The following is a 263-nucleotide window of genomic DNA, read 5'->3' on the forward strand; positions in this document are numbered from 1 at the left end:
CTCCTCGCCCACCGGCAGCGCCGTGTCGATAGCCAGCCCGCGCGCGGAAAGGCCGTACCACTGGCCCTTGCCGACGATGCGAAAGTAGCTGGCGCCAAGCAGGGTCATCACCTCGTCCTGTTTGTCCTTTTTGTTCAGCGGATAGAGCACCTTGAAGCCGGCAAAGCCCAGCCCCTCCAGCGCGGCCGGATCGATCTCGAGGCCATCGAACTGGAACATGGCTGGGTCGTAGCGAATCTCGCGCACGTTCGTCGCGGTGATCT

General features: G+C 63.5%; 1 protein-coding gene. It reads right to left on the reverse strand.

What is annotated here, in order from left to right; translation table 11 throughout:
• Nucleotides 1-263 (reverse strand): glucan biosynthesis protein (locus tag AAEZ09_RS28525; protein WP_350601698.1); only part of this gene is annotated, 263 nt, incomplete at both ends.

Origin of the sequence: Pseudomonas sp. 65/3-MNA-CIBAN-0223 (assembly GCF_040310425.1) — a bacterium.
Lineage (GTDB): Bacteria > Pseudomonadota > Gammaproteobacteria > Pseudomonadales > Pseudomonadaceae > Aquipseudomonas > Aquipseudomonas gregormendelii.